The organism is Streptococcus sp. 27098_8_82, from assembly GCF_041431615.1.
Taxonomy (GTDB): Bacteria; Bacillota; Bacilli; order Lactobacillales; family Streptococcaceae; genus Streptococcus; species Streptococcus sanguinis_K.
The window spans coordinates 213106-231933 of sequence record NZ_JAPVYB010000003.1 but is presented as its reverse complement, the minus strand read 5'-3'; the positions used below and the strand labels follow the sequence as shown (position 1 = coordinate 231933).

At 44.3% G+C, this 18828-nt stretch carries 21 protein-coding genes and 3 pseudogenes; 6 read left to right on the top strand and 18 right to left on the bottom strand.

Annotation, left to right across the window (positions count from 1 at the left end):
- Position 1 precedes the first annotated feature (1 nt).
- The 4 genes and pseudogenes from O3627_RS07320 to O3627_RS07305 form a co-directional block, all read right to left on the bottom strand.
- Positions 2-280, bottom strand: coding sequence for a DUF6110 family protein (locus tag O3627_RS07320; RefSeq protein ID WP_002893755.1), 279 nt, complete (start codon positions 278-280; stop codon positions 2-4).
- A gap of 180 nt (positions 281-460) precedes the next feature.
- Positions 461-1051: pseudogene (locus O3627_RS07315) on the bottom strand (transposase); the annotation flags it as partial.
- 148 nt (positions 1052-1199) lie between these two features.
- Positions 1200-1533, bottom strand: a pseudogene (locus O3627_RS07310) (diacylglycerol kinase family lipid kinase); the annotation flags it as partial.
- 3 nt (positions 1534-1536) lie between these two features.
- Positions 1537-1680, bottom strand: a pseudogene (locus O3627_RS07305) (IS982 family transposase); the annotation flags it as partial.
- Between O3627_RS07305 and O3627_RS07300 the strand changes: the two are divergent.
- From O3627_RS07300 to O3627_RS07290, 3 genes are all read left to right on the top strand, one after another.
- Entirely contained in the window at positions 1674-1964 is a 291-nt protein-coding gene (locus O3627_RS07300; RefSeq protein ID WP_037614148.1) for a hypothetical protein, read from the top strand. The pseudogene O3627_RS07305 and the gene O3627_RS07300 sit on opposite strands and share 7 nt — an antisense overlap.
- A 66-nt stretch (positions 1965-2030) precedes the next feature.
- Positions 2031-2639, top strand: a complete 609-nt coding sequence (locus O3627_RS07295; RefSeq protein WP_002893760.1) for a DUF1269 domain-containing protein — start codon at positions 2031-2033, stop codon at positions 2637-2639.
- Between the two features lie 244 nt (positions 2640-2883).
- A complete protein-coding gene (locus tag O3627_RS07290; protein ID WP_002893762.1) occupies positions 2884-3105 on the top strand; it encodes a tyrosine-type recombinase/integrase in 222 nt (73 codons plus the stop codon).
- Positions 3106-3214: 109 nt separating this feature from the next.
- On the opposite strand, the gene rpsI is transcribed toward O3627_RS07290, so the two are convergent.
- The 5 genes from rpsI to rlmB all read right to left on the bottom strand — a co-directional run bounded on the left by rpsI (position 3215) and on the right by rlmB (position 6353).
- The gene (gene rpsI / locus O3627_RS07285) at positions 3215-3607 is read right to left on the bottom strand and encodes a 30S ribosomal protein S9 (protein WP_002893764.1); all 393 of its coding nucleotides are present in this window, start codon (positions 3605-3607) and stop codon (positions 3215-3217) included.
- A gap of 19 nt (positions 3608-3626) precedes the next feature.
- Entirely contained in the window at positions 3627-4073 is a 447-nt protein-coding gene (gene rplM, locus O3627_RS07280) for a 50S ribosomal protein L13 (protein WP_002893769.1), read from the bottom strand.
- A gap of 180 nt (positions 4074-4253) precedes the next feature.
- Positions 4254-5117: a DegV family protein gene (locus O3627_RS07275; protein ID WP_002922382.1), complete on the bottom strand. Its 864-nt coding sequence runs from the start codon at positions 5115-5117 to the stop codon at positions 4254-4256.
- Positions 5107-5628, bottom strand: coding sequence for an NYN domain-containing protein (locus O3627_RS07270; RefSeq protein WP_002902298.1), 522 nt, complete (start codon positions 5626-5628; stop codon positions 5107-5109). Before O3627_RS07270 ends, O3627_RS07275 begins: the two co-directional genes overlap by 11 nt.
- Positions 5625-6353: a 23S rRNA (guanosine(2251)-2'-O)-methyltransferase RlmB gene (rlmB, locus tag O3627_RS07265; protein WP_061592508.1), complete on the bottom strand. Its 729-nt coding sequence runs from the start codon at positions 6351-6353 to the stop codon at positions 5625-5627. Before rlmB ends, O3627_RS07270 begins: the two co-directional genes overlap by 4 nt.
- Positions 6354-6505: 152 nt before the next feature.
- On the opposite strand from rlmB, the gene O3627_RS07260 reads away from it, so the two are divergent.
- The gene (locus O3627_RS07260; protein ID WP_125382536.1) at positions 6506-7462 is read left to right on the top strand and encodes an aromatic acid exporter family protein; all 957 of its coding nucleotides are present in this window, start codon (positions 6506-6508) and stop codon (positions 7460-7462) included.
- Between the two features lie 124 nt (positions 7463-7586).
- On the opposite strand, the gene O3627_RS07255 is transcribed toward O3627_RS07260, so the two are convergent.
- The 9 genes from O3627_RS07255 to pnp all read right to left on the bottom strand — a co-directional run bounded on the left by O3627_RS07255 (position 7587) and on the right by pnp (position 15032).
- Complete coding sequence (locus O3627_RS07255; RefSeq protein ID WP_002893775.1) at positions 7587-8009, bottom strand: hypothetical protein; 423 nt, start codon at positions 8007-8009, stop codon at positions 7587-7589.
- Positions 8010-8367: 358 nt separating this feature from the next.
- Positions 8368-8799, bottom strand: coding sequence for a hypothetical protein (locus O3627_RS07250; protein WP_002899001.1), 432 nt, complete (start codon positions 8797-8799; stop codon positions 8368-8370).
- 19 nt (positions 8800-8818) lie between these two features.
- The gene (locus tag O3627_RS07245; protein WP_002907988.1) at positions 8819-9211 is read right to left on the bottom strand and encodes a Mini-ribonuclease 3; all 393 of its coding nucleotides are present in this window, start codon (positions 9209-9211) and stop codon (positions 8819-8821) included.
- A complete protein-coding gene (gene cysS / locus O3627_RS07240) occupies positions 9204-10547 on the bottom strand; it encodes a cysteine--tRNA ligase (RefSeq protein ID WP_124765476.1) in 1344 nt (447 codons plus the stop codon). The genes O3627_RS07245 and cysS overlap by 8 nt, the downstream gene beginning before the upstream one ends.
- Positions 10548-10564: 17 nt before the next feature.
- Positions 10565-11086 (bottom strand): dihydrofolate reductase family protein, encoded by a 522-nt coding sequence (locus O3627_RS07235; protein WP_124765478.1) that lies wholly within the window; start codon positions 11084-11086, stop codon positions 10565-10567.
- 8 nt (positions 11087-11094) lie between these two features.
- Positions 11095-11859, bottom strand: a complete 765-nt coding sequence (locus O3627_RS07230; protein ID WP_124765480.1) for a nucleoside phosphorylase — start codon at positions 11857-11859, stop codon at positions 11095-11097.
- A 13-nt stretch (positions 11860-11872) separates the two neighbouring features.
- Positions 11873-12091, bottom strand: a complete 219-nt coding sequence (locus O3627_RS07225) for a YdeI/OmpD-associated family protein (protein ID WP_125382707.1) — start codon at positions 12089-12091, stop codon at positions 11873-11875.
- Between the two features lie 30 nt (positions 12092-12121).
- Positions 12122-12739, bottom strand: coding sequence for a serine O-acetyltransferase (gene cysE, locus O3627_RS07220; protein ID WP_125382537.1), 618 nt, complete (start codon positions 12737-12739; stop codon positions 12122-12124).
- Positions 12740-12830: 91 nt separating this feature from the next.
- Positions 12831-15032, bottom strand: coding sequence for a polyribonucleotide nucleotidyltransferase (gene pnp / locus O3627_RS07215; RefSeq protein WP_002911669.1), 2202 nt, complete (start codon positions 15030-15032; stop codon positions 12831-12833).
- Positions 15033-15553: 521 nt separating this feature from the next.
- On the opposite strand from pnp, the gene O3627_RS07210 reads away from it, so the two are divergent.
- Entirely contained in the window at positions 15554-16915 is a 1362-nt protein-coding gene (locus tag O3627_RS07210; RefSeq protein WP_125382539.1) for an MFS transporter, read from the top strand.
- A gap of 115 nt (positions 16916-17030) precedes the next feature.
- Positions 17031-18827, top strand: coding sequence for an oligoendopeptidase F (gene pepF, locus O3627_RS07205; protein WP_125382540.1), 1797 nt, complete (start codon positions 17031-17033; stop codon positions 18825-18827).
- Position 18828: the final 1 nt, after the last annotated feature.

Here is an 18828-nt window from a genome sequence, read left to right as displayed (position 1 = left end):
ATTATTCACCTGTCAGGCTATCTAATTGTTCTTCTTTCTTTTCCTGTTCGTATAAATATTTAGCGTCTTGTAAAACATCATCACCGTGTTGTTTTACAACAGAAACAGATGCATCCAGTCCATCTTTCAATTTGTAAGCTTTAGCCAAGGCCTTAGAATAGCCTTTCTTAGCTTCTTTACTTGCTAAGACTTTCAAGCCAAGCGTCCCAAATGCTACCCCTCCTAAGAAGAGAGATGATTTTTTCGCAACTTTTGCGACGTTTAATACTTCTTTTAACATGTTTATTTCCTCCTTGTAACTATTGTAGCGAAAAATGACAGCAAAAGCAATTGCTGATATCTGATATATAGATAAAATTCTCTATACTGATATTTAATTATATTATGATGAAAACAATATACTTTATTTTTTGATACTGTAAATAATTATGTGTAAACACTTAAGTAGAGTTACGGAGTGTTAATTAAATAAGCTTTCAAGTGTATCAGAACATTGACCAAACCCTTTATGGATTCGTTGACTTTGCTTGAAATTATAATCTTCAAACAACGTAACTAAGTAACGTTCCAGAGCCTCCTCATTAGGAAAAAGAACCTTCTTTTTCGTTTGATGTTTGATTTCTTTGTTAAGAGACTCAATGAGGTTTGTCGAATACATGCTGTGCCAAATCTGGTAGGGAAACTGATAAAAAGTTAAAAGATTATCCGTCTTCTCCAGACTTTCCATGACTTTCCTATACTTTGGTTTCCATTCGGCGAGAAAGTCCTCTAAAGCTTGTCCTGCCATTTCTAAATTTTCAGCACGATAAATCATTATAAATTGCCCCAGAATAACCGCTCTATCTGCTCGTTTCACTTTACTAGCTAGATTTCGACTAATATGAATTAAGCAACATTGTTGTTTAGCTAATGGGTGAGCCTGACTGATAATCTGCTCAAGCCCCTTAAAGCCATCTGTAACTACAAGAGAAATCTGTTGGATTCCTTGGTTTTGAAGCTTGTCTAACAGGGTGGACCAAGAAGCATTGTTTTCTTGAGGCAACTGTGCATAGCATATCTCTATGCGACTAAAGTCGCTAGAGCTATCCTAATTGCGCACCGCCAGTTCTCATAGAAAAAAACACCTTGCAAGATGCAAAGTGTTTTCGTTTGTATTCTGCTGTCCAGCAACGAATTAACGTTTAGAGAACTGGCTAGCTTTACGAGCCTTTTTCAAGCCTGTTTTCTAGTATTTTTATATCTATTGGCAGATTATCCGACTTATCCCCATCAACATCTGACTCTAACTCAACCTCTGAAGAAATCCTAATATTGCGTACTTTGATATATTCGATATTATTGTTACCTACTAGATCCCCTTTTTAATAAATCTGGGATAGCCGATAATTTAGAAATGATGGATGAATCCTTTAAAATCAAGATATTTCCATATTCATCTGTATTTTCATCAAATAGTTTTTTGTCTGCATAGTAATTGGATAGAAGAACTAAGACCTGAGTAGCTTCACCTTCATAATTGCCATTTTTGCTTTCAAAAGGTAATAATTGCTTGTTCATAGCTTGGCGAATCAGTTGCACCAGCCAAATTAATTGTCTTGACCGACGAATAAAGCGACTTCTTTCAAGGATTCGACCATAAGGAAACAGTTGGCAGATTCTATAAAAGTGTCGATGTGATTCGGCACGCTCATCAGACTCGCTACACAGAGCTGGTACATAATATCTGCTATAATTTTCTGGAAGATTTGGTCAAGCGGTCTTTTAGCCGTGTGACAGGCATACAGGAAAAACACTATTTATTTACTTTTTGCACGGGAGGCTTTAAGATGTTGCTGGACGCCTTTCTTGATAATCACTCAGAGTCGCCAGAGTGTCTGGGCTGGGATATGGCAAAGATATACCGCTGCCTGAAACTGTTCTTTGACGCTGATAAACGCGACATATCAATTAAAATGTCGCACTAAAATGATTGAAAAGTGATTGAAATTGTATTATAATGAACGTATATATTTAGAAAAGAGGTACTAACTATGGAAAACCTAGTAGTTTCAGTCTTTAACACTGAAAGCGAAGCTTATCAGTCCTTTGCGGATTTGAAGGCTTTCCGCCAAACTCAGACGACCAAGGTTGCTCAAATCGCCTTGGTCAAAAATGAAAACGGTCACATCGTTGAAAAAGAACGCTATGACTTTGAAGATTCAACGACGGATGCAACCCTAGAAGGTGGCTTGCTCGGTGCAGTTATCGGGCTTTTGGGTGGTCCTATCGGCGTCTTGTTTGGTTATGGTATTGGCAGCCTCTATGGTTTGGCTGCTGGTGATACCGTTGATACGGCAGAAGCTGGCTTGATTGACGTTGTGTCTCAAAAATTGATCGACGGCGAAACAGCCGTTGTCGCCTTGGTGCAAGAAAACAACGAAGCAGTCATCGATGCTTACTTCACCAAGTACGACACCCAAATCGTGCGTTGGGATGTAGCAACCGTCGTAGCCGAAATCGAAGCAGCTCTGCAAGTCCAAGAAGACCTCTACAACCAGGCACGTGCACAAATGAAGGCTGAACGTAAAGCCGAACGCAAGGCTAAACTTGAAGAATTCAAGGCAAATGTCAAAGCAAAATTTGACAAATTGAAAGCCTAACGTCTAAGCGTCTCATAAATTTAAATGTGACTGAGACGCCATTTAAAATTTATGTGCGTCGGATTCTCACAGTTAAATAATTGCGTTGACAAAGCCGTTACAGCCGTTCTTCCATTCTTTGAAAAGAATGTTTAATAGACAAGAAATCTGGACTAGTATTGGTCTGGATTTTTTTGTGAATATAGAGGTCATAGCTTTTTGACTATGCTTCGTTATAATTAGAAAAATTTTAAGTTTTATCAAGATGAAATCAGTCAGACGAAGACATCCCGAATTAGCACCAGCATCACCACACAAACTAAGACATACTGGTGCTACTCTTGCTAAACAAGCAGGTGTTTCTCTTGAAGCCTTCTCAGAAGCTCTTACTCATAGTGATAAAGAGATTACAAAAACTTACGTTAATATCAAAGATAAAGTCAATCAGACTGTAGGTGATATTGCTTTTCGTAGTTTAAAAAATTGATGGGGTGAATATGGGGTGAATTTTGGGGTGAACTTTGATTTTTTGAAACAAAAAAGACATCCAAGAAATAATTCTTGAATGTCTGTAAACGTTGATATAATCGTATTGATTAACGTTTTGAGAATTGTGATGCTTTACGAGCTTTCTTAAGACCTGGTTTCTTACGCTCAACTTTACGTGAGTCACGTGTAAGAAGTCCTGCGCGTTTCAATGAATCGCGGAAGTCTGGGTCTACTTGAAGAAGAGCACGAGCGATACCGTGACGGATAGCTCCTGCTTGACCAGCGTAACCACCACCTACAACGTTAACGAAAACGTCGTATGAACCTGCAGTTGAAGTAACTGCGAATGGTTGGTTGATAACCAAGCGAAGGTCAGCGTGTGGGATGTACTCTTCAACATCTTTTTTGTTTACAGTGATTTTACCAGTTCCTGGAACAAGGCGAACGCGTGCAACAGCGTTTTTACGACGTCCAGTACCTGCATATTGTGCTTGTGACATAGCTTATTTGTTCCTTTCCTTAGATAAGTCCTGAAATATCAAGAACTTCTGGTTGTTGTGCAGCGTGAGTGTGCTCAGCGCCTACAAATACTTTCAGCTTCATACCTTGAGCGCGGCCAAGAGTATTGTGCGGAAGCATACCTTTAACAGATTTTTCGATCAAACGAACAGCATTCTTAGAGCGAAGCTCACCTGCTGAGATTTGTTTCAATCCACCTGGGTACATAGAGTGAGTGTAGTAGATCTTATCAGTCGCTTTTTTACCAGTCAATTTTACTTTTTCAGCGTTGATAACGATTACGAAGTCACCTGTATCAGTGTGTGGTGTAAAGGTTGGTTTGTTTTTTCCGCGAAGTACGCTTGCTACAACAGCAGAAAGGCGTCCAAGAGGGACATCAGTAGCGTCCACTACATACCATTTGCGTTCAACTTCACCTGGCTTAGCCATGTATGTTGTTTTGTTCATGATTTCTCCTATGAATATCGTTTTTGTTTACAGGGCGGATGTTCCGGTCCGCGAGTTATTTGAAAGGTTCCGGGGCCTTACAAATGGGGTAAACAATACCGCCTACTATCATATCAAAAATAGTAGGCAAAAGCAATAGATTTGAAGCAATTATTTATGAAATAGCGATTTCATGTTTTCTTAGTCTTGAATGTCTTGGGCAATACTAAAGAGTCCCAAAGTTCCAGGACCAGTATGGGTAGAAATGACAGGTCCCAGAGGCATGAGGAGAACTTCCTCTACTTGGTCGCTTTCCAGCAGCTGGGCTTTTAGACTCTCAGCAACTTCTTTGGCACCTGCATAGGCAATAACCACCCGCGGGTCAGCAACTCCTTCCAGAGTCATGCGGACTACTTCTGCCTGCGCCTTCTTCTTGCCGCGAACCTTAGCGACCGAGTCCAGAGTCCCATCTCCCCTGACAGCGATAATCGGCTTGATATTGACCAAACTCCCCATAAGCGCAGCAGTTTTGGAAATCCGACCTCCCCGCATGAGGTGATTGAGGTCATCAACCAGAAAATATGTCTTGACCTTAGGCACCAAGCTCTCAATCAGGTCCGCTGTCTGCTCCAAGGTCTGGCCTGCCGCTCTAGCTTCTGCCGCCTTCATGACTAAAAGTCCTTCACCCATAGAAGCCGCCTTGGTATCAATGATACGAATCAGTGCATCTGGAAAATCTTCTAAGACTATCTCCCGTGCCATGACAGCACTCTGATAAGTACCTGATAGAGCCGAAGCAAAGGCTACATAGAGAACTGGTGTCTCTTCCTTGGCATAGCTTCGAAAGACATCTTCAAACTGGCCGACATTAATCTGGCTGGTAGTCGGCTTGCTGCCGGACTCCATCTTGTCCAGAAGTTCTTGGCTGGTCAGCTTGTCCGCACCAACTGTCTCATAAGTTTGGCCATCCAGCTGAATGGTCAGGCCTAGGACCTGCACATCATTTTCCTGGATCCAGTTTTCTGGCAGGTCTGCTGTTGAATCGGTTAAAATTTTAAAGGTCATCTTTTTTCTCCATCATTTTTTGTAAATCGCGCAAAGATTGGCTGTCCATCGGTCGCAAGGGCGGTCTTTGCAGGTTGATTTGTCCGCTCAGCTTATTGAGGTCTGATTTGGTAACAGCCACTCGCTTCTCTAGCTCTCTAGCGGAAACTCTCAAAGCCCCTTGGGCAAAGACAGTCCACTGCTCATTGAGATCGCTGGTCGCAACCGACACCTGATTTTTGGGTGTATTGAGTTCAGCTGCCAAGCGCTCGATATAGTCATCCGCCGTTTCCTCCTCTTCAGTGAAAACGACCGTTACATTAAACTCCTCATAAGTCTGCCGGACTCCCGGCATATACTGGGCATCAAAGACGCAGATAACTTCCAGTCCTTCAAAACTGGCATAATTACTGAGCTTCTGAAGCAGAATCGTTCGTGCGGCATCTAGTTCTCCGCGGTTAAAGTAAGGACGAGTCTCCCGCCAAAAGGCCGTCATATTGTAGCCGTCCACCAGTAAGATTTTTCTTTTCATAGGCGATTGCGAAAGACTTCATACATGAGAATAGCCGCTGCGACACTAGCATTAAGGCTCTGGACATGGCCATTCATGGGAATGGAAATCATCTCGTCCACCTGCTTTTTAATATTGCTTGAAATCCCCTTGCCTTCGTTGCCGATGATGAGGGCCAGCTTTCCAGTTGTATTCCACTTATGAGAAGGCGTCCCCTGCATATCTGTACCGAAAATCCAGAAACCAGCTTCCTTGAGCTTGTCCAGAGTCTGGCTGAGATTGGTCACACGGGCAATGGGAATATGCTCAATGGCACCCGTTGAAGTCTTGGCTACGACTGGTGTCACACCGACTGCCCGGTGCTTGGGAATGATGACTCCCGCTACATTGGTCGCGTCAGCCGTCCGCAAGATAGAACCCAGATTATGCGGGTCAGTCAGTCCGTCCAAAATCAATAAGAGTGGATTGTCTTCCTGCTCTGCTTTTTTCAACAGCACCTCGAAGTCAGTATAGGCGAACTCCGCCACTCGCATGACAAAGCCTTGGTGAACTGCCCCATCAGTCATCTCCTGCAAGGTTTTCTTAGGCGTCCATGAGATGGAGACCTTCTTTTCTGCTGCTAAATCTTTGATTTTGTCGACCTTTTTACCACGCAGGTCATCTTGAATGTAGAGTTTATTTCCAGTGTTAGCTGCGAGAGCCTCTGTCACCGCATGCACACCGTAGACAATATCGTTTTTTTCCATAGGACTAGTATAACACAAAGGCGAAAAAATGGCGGCAGGATTTACTCGGGCGAGACAGAATTCTGCTCTGATAAAAAGCAATCAGCAGTCCCCAAGATTCCCCATTAGTCGTGCTATAATAAAAAGAAGTCTAAAAAAGGAAACTCTTACTCATGTCTCTTCTCCAACGCACCATCAAGCTGGTACTGGCTACCTGTTTAGCTGCTTGGCTGGCTGACTTTTTAGGTCTGGCCTACTCAACTTCAGCCGGAATTATTGCCATCCTCAGCGTGACCGATACCCGCCGCAGTACTGCAAAGCTAGCTGGCAATCGCTTTTTATCTACCCTGCTGGCTCTGGCTATCGGAAGCCTGGCTTTTCACTTTCTAGGTTTTCATCTCGGAGCATTGGCCATCTATATCGCGCTCTATGTACCTCTGGCCTTTCGGCTTGGCTGGGAAATCGGCATTACCCCCAGTACCGTCCTGGTCACCCATCTGCTCTTAGAAAAATCCACCTCCTGGTCACTGCTTGGAAATGAGCTAGCTCTATTTCTTATTGGAACTGGCTTTGCTCTGCTAGCCAATCTCTATATGCCCTCGCGCCAGCAAGAAATTGACAGCTACCATGAGCAAGTGGAGGAACAGCTGAAAAAGATTTTGCTACGCTTTGAATATTTCTTAAAAGCTGGAGACGGCCGAAATGATGCAGCTCTGATTAAGGAGCTGGACAAGATTTTGCAGCAGGCCTTGCAGCTGGTCTATCTGGACCACTCCAACCACCTCTTTCACCAGACCAACTACCATATTCACTATTTTGAAATGCGACAGGCCCAAAACCGCATCCTGCAAGACATGGCCAGCAATATTAATAACTGCCATCTAGCAGCCAGTGAAAGCTTGATTTTAGCCCGCCTCTTCTCCCAGACCGCTAAGCAGCTGAGCCAAGAAAATCCCGCCCGAGACCTCTTGGACGAGATTGACAACTATTTGACCGTATTTCGCGAGCGGCCGCTCCCTAAAACCCGCCAGGAATTTGAAACACGCGCCATGCTCCTGCAGCTCCTGCGAGACTTAGAAACCTTTATTAGAATTAAGGTAGAATTTTACGAAAATTATAAAGAAGACTAGCGGCTTTGTTTGGTAAATAAAGTACTAAAACTAAAAAAGAGATAAAGACTTTTAACCATCTTTATCTCCGCATTAAAACAACAAGTTTTTATTTCATGACATCGGCTATATAGCTGATGTCTTTTTAATTAGGTTCCTTAATATCATAAACCTTGTTTCCCTTAAAATAGACGTAATAGTCCTTATCATCCTCGTCCGCCCAAACGAAGCGAGTAAACATACCTGTCACATCCAGTCCACGTGGTTTACCTAGTTTTTTGACAACATCTTGGGCTGACATTCCTTTAGAAATACCGCTTAAACTTTCCACCTGCTTAGAAGAAGTGAATGTAATCAGCTTATTCATGACAACAGAATTTTCATCATAAGCAATAAGGATAGTATAATTATCTGATTTCCACAGGTCACCTCCACTACTGAGCTCTGAAGTTGGCTGACCCAACTTAGCACGTACTTCATCCTTTTTAGTAGCAACCCGATCAGACTCCTCTTCAAAATAAATGAGATTGATTGATTTAAATTCTTCCCACTTATCAATATCTTGCATATCAGTAAGGGCATCCAAAGATTGACCAAAATCATTAAAGAGAGTATATGGATCATCTTCAATTGCAGAAGACGAACTAGATGAGCTATAGTCATAGTCGTCATCAGAGTATTCTTTTTTCGAAGATGAACTCTGTTTTCTAGAGTAGCTAGAGCTAGATGAGGACGAAGTATTGCCACTTCGTCTGAAAAGAGGGACAAACATGCAGGCGCTAAGTGTCATCAGACTAAATAAGCATACTGCAAACAATATAAATTTTTTCATAAGATTCCTTTATTCAATTTAGATACATTATTTTACTGTATCTTAGGTTTATCTATCGCTTTTTCATAAAACATAAGAGCGTTATTACTAAATATTACTCTTCGATATCAATTCCTTTGGATTCAAATAAATCACGTACTTCTTTAGAAAATGGAAAGATTGTTCCGTCTATGGTTTTTAAATTCGAAAACTGTGATAGCTCTTTTTCACTCACATTTTCCAAATCAAATTGATCATCTTCACCATCCCATAAAGGGATTAATTGCGCATAGATATCATTACCTCCATCAAAGAAGAGGCTTTCCACATTCTGCGCATACTCTTTAGGTATTTCCAACTGTTTAAAATAAGTCTCTACTTCAGGAATTGGTGTCTCATCGAAGTCTTCTGGATCTACAGATAATTTCTCAGATTCACAAAAACTGTAAACGTTAAATCGTGGCTCAAGCACGTTTTGTTCATACATCAACTCCTGAATAATAGCCAACTTGAAATTAAAATTGTCAAATTGTAAGAAATCACTCATAAATTGGTTCCTTTCATAATCAGAACGAACCCTCTATCTTCCGAATACACCAGTCAATCAGCTCTTCCAGTCGCTCAATGGCTTCGGTCATATGCAGGTAGCCCATGACTGCCTCAAAGCCGGTAGACATCCGATAGGTGACGATATCTGTATTCTTAGCCTTGGTGTGGCTGTTGGCATTGCGGCCGCGCTTGTAAATATCCTCTTCCTTCTCCGTCAGAAATCCTTCTTCCAACATCAGAGAGATGAGATTAGCCTGAGCCTTGGCAGAAACGTACTTGGTCGCTTCCCTGTGCAGCTGATTAGGCTTGGTCAGCCCCTGAAAAATCAGGTGCCGCCGGATATACATGGAGTAGACAGCATCTCCCTCAAAGGCGAGGGCAATACCGTTAATCAGGTTGACATCAGTCACGGGTCCACCTCACTCCGTCCTTAGTATCCAAAAGCTTGATGCCCTGAGCGGCCAATTCATCTCGAATACGGTCTGCAGTCGCAAAGTCCCGATTAGCACGCGCCACCTGGCGTTCCTCAATCAAGCGCTCAATGTCCGCGTCCAAAACTTCTTCTACAAAGACGATACCAAAAACTTCTAAGAGCTTGGCAAAGGCTGCCTTGACTTGAGCTGTGTAGTTGCCAGAGTTGATCCACTTGGCCAGCTCGAAGACAACCGTGATACCGTTGGCCGCATTGAAATCTTCGTCCATGGCGGCGGTGAACTTGTCCAGAAAGGCCTGAAGCTGATTAGAGTCTGCCTGACCAGTGAAAGGCTGCTCATAGGTGTTCTTCAAATATTTGAGATTAGTCGCTGCATCATGAACAGCTTTTTCCGTGAAATTAATCGGCTTGCGATAATGCTGAGTAGCAAAGAAGAAACGCAGCACCTGACCATCAATGGTCTTGAGGGCATCGTGAACAGTGATGAAATTGCCTAGAGATTTAGACATCTTGACGTCATCAATGTTGACAAAGCCATTGTGCATCCAGTAGTTGGCAAAAGTCTGACCAGTCTTGGCCTCTGACTGGGCGATTTCATTGGTATGGTGAGGAAACTCTAGGTCTGCCCCGCCACCGTGGATATCAATTGTATCACCCAAAATCTCCGTCGACATGACCGAGCACTCGATGTGCCAGCCCGGACGACCTGCTCCCCAAGGACTGTCCCAGGAAATCTCACCCGGCTTAGCTGCCTTCCAGAGAGCAAAATCTACTGGATTTTCCTTGCGGGCGGTCTCCTCATTTGTCCGACCAGAAGCACCCAACTCCAAGTCTGCCAAAGTTTTGTTGGCTAATTTGGCATAATCACGAGACTTTTCGACGCGGAAGTAGACATCGCCCTCTGACTCATAGGCGTAGCCTTTGTCCACCAAAGTCCGCACGAAGTCAATGATTGCCTCCATAAAGTCAATCACGCGCGGATGCTGAGTAGCCGGCTTGACACCTAAGGTCGTCACATCCTCACGAAAAGCAGCGATATACTTGTCAGCCACTTCTTTGGGAGTGATGCCTTCTTCCCTGGCGCGATGGATAATCTTATCATCTACATCTGTAAAATTGGAAATATAATTGACCTCAAATCCCCGATACTCAAAATAGCGACGAACTGTGTCAAAAGCTACTGTTGAGCGGGCATTGCCGACATGGATATAGTTATATACCGTAGGCCCACAGACATACATGCGAACCTTGCCCTCTTCAATGGGCACAAATTCACGTAGGCTGCGGGTCATGGTGTCGTAAATTTTAATCATGCGGTCCACTCCTTTCTCTATTTCTGACTTTTTCGGCTGAAAACCAGCTCTGCAAAAGGGCCAAATTGTCTGAGGCTATCCAGTTGGTAAAAGCGCTGCCCTTCCTCTTGGGTAAAGAGGGGAACCCCCTTTCCAAGGATAAGGGGCGCTATCTGAATAATGAGGTGGTCGAAAAGATCCGCATCCAAGAGCGGTCCTAGCAAGGAATTACCACCAATCACAAAGACATTTTTGCCTTTGTCAATCTGGTGAACAAAGTCCACCACATCCCCAGCTAATGGCTGGTAATTGCTGACAGGCAGGTGCCTATCATGCGTAAAGACATAGTTTTCCGTAGCTTGATAAAAACTTTCTACATCTTGCAAATCTTGGATTTCCTCAAAGGTCCGCTTGCCCATGATGGTGATATCCATTTGCCTGTAAAAGTCATCATAGCCTGTATCCTCTACAGAACCAAGCTGATGCAGCCAGTCTATCCTGTGCTGGCTGTCTGCCAAGTAGCCATCCATGGTGATACAGCCGTAAAAATATACTGCCATTCTTGTAGTTACCTTTCTAATTCCTTTGCTATTGTCAAAGCGATAGTGAAAAAAGTCATGGCATCAGCTGTCCGCTCTTCATGGCGGGCATCCCAGGTTCGGTTATGATGATCCACATAGTCAGCTGTGTAGAAGAATTGATAGACCTTGGTCTTGCGAAATTGGCTCCAAGCCATGATAGCCGAAGCTTCCATGTCCACCACTTGGGCTCCAGCAGCCAAGCGACGCTTGACCTTATCAGGTGTTTCCCGATAAAAGGCATCCGTCGTCCAAGACTTAGTGCGGATATGCTCGATATCGTGCTTGTCAAAGATGGCTTCAAGCTTAATCAACAGGGATTCGTCATAGGCGACTTCATCACCCGGTGGGGCATAGTGATAGCTAGTCCCTTCGTCTCGCAAAGCGGCCGCAGGCAGGATGATTTTATCAGCCTCAATTGAGCGATCCAAAACGCCACAGGAACCTAGAATGATGAAATTCTTGAAGCCTCTAGCCTCCAACTCTTCCAGCTGACCAACTATCATGGGAGCCCCAATCGGAGCCAACATAACTGCTAGCTTGCTAGGACCTTGGCGGTAAATATACCATGGATGCTGTCCGTTTATGCTTTTCAAATAGCCTCCTGGATAGACTTCTTCTGACTCAATCAAACGTTTCAGAATTTCCCCATTAAAGGACAGGATAATGGTTTCGCACACCTCACCCTTGTCATGGACTGGCTTTTCAGTTGGCTCAATGACTGCTGCTACATCTTCAAATTCCTCTAATAGCATAACTTCTCTTTCTTTAAGGCTTCAGCAAATCCGCCTTCATCTTTTCTATGCGGCGCAGCTTGGTCTCATCTTTTTTGGCGTCACTGATATAGCGAGCCCATTCGCGCTGGTGGCTAGGCGGCAGTTTGGTAAAACGCTCCTTGGCGGGACCGTCCAAGCCTTCTTTTAGTTCAAGGACTACTTGGGTCAAAATAGCATCTGATAAATCTGACATGTCGATTCCTCCTGTCATATTTTGATTAGCTAACTTTGCCAACCTTTTCTACAGACTTGATGAATGGTGGCTGGCTTCACGGGCATGCTCTAGCTTGTCTAGATAGTATTCCCGCTTCTCCTCTACCTCGTGAATGGTTGGCTCGTCTTTCTCACCGTGAACACGGACAATCTTCGCCGGAACTCCGACCACCGTCACATCACTTGGGACATCGGCTACAACAACTGCACCGGCTCCGACCTTGGCTTTTTTACCAATCTCAATTGGTCCAATAACTTGGGCATGGGCAGAGACCAAGGCGCCCCGACGCACGGTCGGGTGGCGTTTGCCTGTATCCTTGCCCGTACCGCCTAGGGTCACACCGTGGTAAAGCATGGCCCCCTTCTCCACAATGGCTGTCTCACCAATCACTAGGCCACTGCCATGGTCGATGAAGACACCTGACTCAATCTGAGCACCGGGATGAATCTCAATCTGGGTCCAGAAACGCCAGAATTGACTGTGCATTCGTGCTAATAGCTTGAAACCACGCTTCCACAAAAAATGAGAAAGACGATGAGCCGCCAAAGCTTTAATGCCCGGATAGGTTAGTAAGACTTCCAGCGACGTTCGTGCCGCCGGGTCATTTTCTTTTACAATATCAATAGATTCCTTCCACCAACCCATGCTAGCCTCCTTCCTTCTCTAAACAAGGAGAGACGAGAACTAGGCTCGCCTCTGCCGATTTCTGATGAGGTCTACAGGAATAAGTGACCTCTTATTCTTCTGTTTTAGGGCTTTCTTGATGGTCTTTGTGACCTTTGTGTTCCTTGTGCGGATGATGTCCCTTGTCATGATGATGTTTCGGCTTATCAGACTTTGGCGGACGTGGCAGCAATACTTTCATGGAAGCATCTACCCGACCTTTGGCATCAATCTTGATCACCTTGACATCTACTTCATCACCGATTTGTACGACATCTTCGACATTGTTGGTCCGAGTCCAGGCTAACTCTGAGATGTGAACCAGGGCATCTGTCTTGTCAAAGAGGTTGACAAAGGCACCGAATTTCTCAATCCGAACAACCTTGGCATGGTAAACTTCGTCCACTTTTGCTTCGCGGACCAGACCAGCAATGATTTCCTTAGCACGATTAATCGCGTCTTGGTCGCTGGAGTAGATGGATACATTTCCCTCTTCATCAATGTCAATCTTAACACCGGTCTCAGCGATAATCTTGTCGATGGTTTCCCCACCTTTACCGATGACAATTTTAATCTTGTCCACATCAATCTTGATGGTGTCGATTTTAGGAGCAGTTGGAGCCAACTCAGGACGCGGAGCTGGAATCGTCGCTTCAATCAAGTCCAGAATTTCAAAGCGGGCTTTCTTAGCCTGAGCCAAAGCTTCTGTTAAGATCTCTGCTGTAATTCCTTCAATCTTGATATCCATCTGCAGGGCGGTAATCCCTTCACGAGTACCAGCTACCTTAAAGTCCATGTCGCCAAAATGGTCTTCCAAACCTTGAATATCCGTCAGAACCGTGTAGTTGCTGCCATCTGAAATCAAGCCCATAGCAATGCCAGCAACCGGAGCCTTAATCGGCACACCACCAGCCATCAGAGCCAAAGTGCCCGCACAGATAGAGGCCTGTGAGGAAGAACCGTTTGACTCCAAGACTTCCGCTACCAGACGGATAGCGTAAGGAAACTCTTCCAAGCTAGGCAAGACTTGCTCCAGAGCACGCTCCCCAAGAGCACCATGTCCAATTTCACGACGGCCAGGAGCCCCATAACGGCCTGTCTCGCCGACAGAATATTGCGGAAAATTATAGTGGTGCATGAAGCGTTTCTTGTATTCCGGATCCAAGCCGTCCACGATTTGCGTTTCGCCCATTGGTGCCAGAGTCAGAACAGACAAGGCTTGGGTTTGCCCGCGAGTAAAAAGACCAGAACCATGCACGCGCGGCAGGTAATCCACTTCCGCATCCAGCGGACGGATTTCATCAACCTTACGACCGTCAGGACGGACCTTATCTTCGGTAATCAAACGACGCACTTCTGCATGCTCCATTTGCTCCAAGATTTCAGCCACATCACGCATGATACGGTCGAATTCTTCGTGGTCCACGTATTTCTCTTCATAAACTGCTGTAACTTGGTCTTTGACAGCCTGAGTTGCGGCTTCACGCGCCAGTTTTTCTTCTACCTGAACAGCCTTTTGCAAGTCGCTATTATAGGCTGCGATAATCTCTGCCTGCAGCTCTTCATCAACATGCAGCAATTCTACTTCTGCTTTTTCCTTGCCGACTGCTGCGACAATTTCTTCTTGGAAGGCAATCAATTCTTTAACTGCTTCGTGTCCTTTGAGAAGAGCTTCCAGCATGACATCTTCAGAAAGTTCCTTAGCTCCAGATTCTACCATGTTGATAGCATCTTTGGTACCAGCCACTGTCAGTTCCAAAAGCGAAACTTCTTTTTGTTCCTTGCTAGGGTTGATGATGAATTCACCATCTACATAGCCAACCTGAACTCCTGCGATAGGGCCATTAAAAGGAATATCTGAGATAGAAAGAGCCAAAGAGCTACCGAACATAGCAGCCATTTGAGGCGAAGCATCTTCGTCATAAGAAAGAACAGTATTGATAACCTGAACCTCATTGCGGAAACCTTCCGCAAACATAGGACGAATCGGACGGTCAATCAAGCGGGCAGTCAAAGTCGCATCCGTTGACGGACGGCCTTCGCGCTTGTTAAAGCCACCAGGATATTTCCCAGCTGCATACATTTTTTCCTCATAGTTGACCTGCAATGGGAAAAAGTCACCAGTAGCCATCTTTTTGGACATGGTTGCCGCAGTTAAAACGGTACTTTCTCCATATCGAACAACGGCGCTGCCATTTGCCTGCTTTGCAACCTGACCGGTTTCAACTACCAGCTCACGACCTGCAAAAACGGTTTTAAAAACTTGTTTTGTCATAAAGACTCCTTGCCGAGCACATGCTCAAATTTTTTCATACGCCTTGGCTACAAAGATCAAGATATTAAGCCCGTCAAAAGCAAAGTAAAAATTGGAAACTGATGAAGTCTTCGATGAAGACAAGACAGTTTATCTTTTTTACACAGCTTTTAGGTCGTATTCAGTTCATCAAGATATTAAGCCCTTAAGCAACCTATAGGACGTGTTCAGTTAGCACTGTGACTTTAATTTCATGGTCTTAGTAGCTTATTATATCCTCATCTTTGTATCAAGCACGTATAGACCTTATTTTACCACAATTTCAGGCAAAAGAAAAAGGCTGAAAATGGCTTTTTTCTATAAAAGTACTGAAAATCTATTTTTCTTTTCTATAGCTGATTATAGTTGGCTGTCAGAGTTCGTTTTTTCCCTTTCGATTCGTCAAATAAGATGGCGGTATAGCCACTATTCACTTTTCAAAGAGGACTTCTTGCTTTATAATAAATACAGTGACTCATTTCAAACATGTAAAGGAGACAATCGTGCCAAATCATCAAACAGTTGAAAAGAAAGATTTTTTCTCGCTCCTTGCGACAGCCTTAGTCTGCTTTGCAGGCATCTTATCTGAAACCAGTATGAATGTAACCTTCCCGCATCTAAGTAAGGTCTTTGGCTTAGGATTGGCAACGCTACAATGGATTACAACAGGATATTTGTTAGCAGTGGCCATTACGATTACTTTAGGAGCAACCTTAGCCCACAATTGGAAAGAGAGAACCATCCTCTTTACCGCTTTGACCAACTTTTGCTTGGGAACTCTGATTGCCATGTTGGCTTCAAGCTTTCCCATCTTGATGATAGGGAGAATCCTACAAGGAGGAGCTACTGGATTAGCCATTCCTTTGCTCTTTAACTTGATTGTTGAGCGTGTTCCTAAGCAAAAAATCGGAACCTACATGGGCTTATCTGGGATGGTGGTCAGCCTAGCACCAGCAATTGGGCCGACTTACGGTGGTTTTATGATTAGTCGTTTTGACTGGCATATGATTTATACCTTTATTCTTCCTGTCCCAATCATTTCCTTTATTCTTGGCTTTTTCTTTCTAAGAAATTCCGAGAAGTCTAGGAAACGCGCCTTTGATCTCCTCTCATTTCTCCTCTTAGCAAGCTCACTTGTCTTTGCCATTGTAGCCATTTCCAGCTTAGAAGAAGGACATATCGATTGGCTCTATCTTGTTCTCTGCATACTGCCACTAGCTTGCTTTATCTATCGGAGCTTGAAGATTGACTATCCATTCTTAGATATTCGGATTTTAAAGCAACCAACGGTCTTATTGGCTATTTTACCCTTCTTCATTTTTCAGTTTATCAACCTATCGGCTAATTTTCTGATTCCCAACTTCCTGGTCATAGAAAAAGACATTTCAACTGCTCAGGCAGGCTTTGCATTACTTCCAGGAACTATGCTTGGAGCCTTCCTCTCTCCTCTCTTTGGCAAACTATATGATAGAAATGGTCCTAAACTAACCCTTTTTACAGGAAATTCACTTCTTTTCCTGGCTGTACTCTTGCTCCTTATCTTTACAAAAGAACTCACCTTAACAGCTGTTATTGCGATTTATATTTGCTTTACCTTGGGGCGAAACATGGCCTTTAATAACACACTTGCCCTAGCGACGACTCAAGTTGATAAAGAAAAAACTGCAGATACGACCGCGCTCTTTCAGCTGGCCCAGACCTTTGCGGGCGCTATAGGTACTGCAGTTACAGCTGTCATCGCCAATCAAGCTCCCAATATGACAAAAGGAACTCAAAACGTCTTCACCCTTCTATTAGGCTTGGTTATCTTCGTATTCTTGTCTTATCTACTGCTTTTTAAAAAGATTGCTACAAAGAAACTTTGACTTTTATCCTCGATCTGATAAACAGCTAAAAATTACTGACTTATCCTTCTCCCCCAAAGACATTTTGGGGGATTTTTTGCTATACTATTTCTATATACGACAAAAGGAGTAGACTATGGAACAAAAACATCGTTCTGAATTTCCAGAAAATGAACTCTGGGATCTAACAGCCCTTTACCAAGATCAGGAGGACTTCCTGCGAGCCATCGAAAAGACCAGAGAAGACATCCAGAAATTCGTCCGTGATTACCAAGGTAAGCTCAGCACTTTCGAAGATTTTGAGCGGGCATTTGCTGAGTTAGAGCAGATTTATATCCAAATCAGCCACATCGGCAACTACGGTTTTATGCCACAGACCACTGACTTTGGTGACGAGAGCTTTGCGCAGATTGCCCAAGCAGCTATGGAGTTTGAGACCGAGGCCAATGTCGCACTCAGCTTCTTTGACGACGCTCTGGTCGGTGCAGACGAAGCTGTCTTAGAGAGATTAGGCCAAGAACCCCATTTGACCTCAGCCATTCGCCAGGCTAAAATCAAAAAAGCCCACTATCTGGGAGCGGATGTCGAAAAAGCTCTGACCAATCTGGGCGAAGTCTTCTACAGTCCACAGGATATTTACACCAAGATGCGGGCTGGCGACTTTGCCATGGCTGACTTTGAAGTAGACGGCAAAGTTTACAAAAACAGCTTTGTCACCTATGAGAATTTCTATCAAAACCATGAAAATGCAGAAATTCGCGAAAAAGCTTTCCGCTCTTTCTCTGATGGCCTTCGTAAGCACCAAAATGCTGCTGCAGCTGCCTATCTGGCTCAGGTCAAGTCTGAAAAATTACTGGCTGACATGAAGGGCTATGAGTCTGTCTTTGACTACTTGCTGGCAGAACAGGAAGTTGATCGCTCTATGTTTGACCGGCAGATTGACTTGATTATGAGTGAATTTGCCCCAGTAGCTCAGAAATACCTCAAGCATGTCGCTAAGGTAAACGGACTTGAAAAAATGACCTTTGCCGACTGGAAACTGGACTTGGACAGCGAGCTCAATCCCGAAGTCAGCATTGATGATGCCTATGACCTGGTCATGAAGTCAGTCGAGCCACTCGGACAAGAGTATTGTCAAGAAGTTGCCCGCTACAAGGAAGAACGCTGGGTCGACTTTGCGGCCAATGCCGGAAAGGACTCTGGAGGCTATGCTGCTGATCCTTATCGGGTTCACCCTTATGTCCTCATGAGCTGGACTGGACGTATGAGTGATGTCTATACTCTGATTCACGAGATTGGCCACTCCGGTCAGTTTATCTTCTCCGACAATCACCAAAGCTATTTCAATGCCCACATGTCCACCTACTATGTGGAAGCACCGTCTACCTTTAATGAGCTCCTGCTCAGTGATTATCTGGAACGCCAGTTTGATAACCCTCGCCAGAAACGCTTTGCCCTGGCTCACCGTCTGACGGATACTTACTTCCACAACTTCATTACTCACTTGCTGGAAGCTGCCTTCCAACGCAAGGTCTATACTTTGATTGAAGAAGGCGGAACCTTCGGCGCAAGCAAACTCAACGCTATCATGAAAGAAGTCTTGACAGAATTTTGGGGCGATGCCGTTGAGATTGACGACGACGCTGCCCTGACTTGGATGCGCCAAGCCCACTACTACATGGGGCTCTACAGTTATACTTACTCAGCAGGTCTGGTCATCTCTACTGCCGGTTACCTACACCTGAAAAATGACGAAAATGGTGCCCGAGACTGGCTTGAGCTACTCAAATCTGGCGGCAGCAAGACTCCGCTTGAGTCAGCTATGATTATCGGGGCAGATATTTCGACAGACAAACCACTCCGCGACACCATCCAGTTCTTGTCAGACACGGTTGATCAGATTATTGCTTACAGCGAGGAGTTGGGGGAGTAAG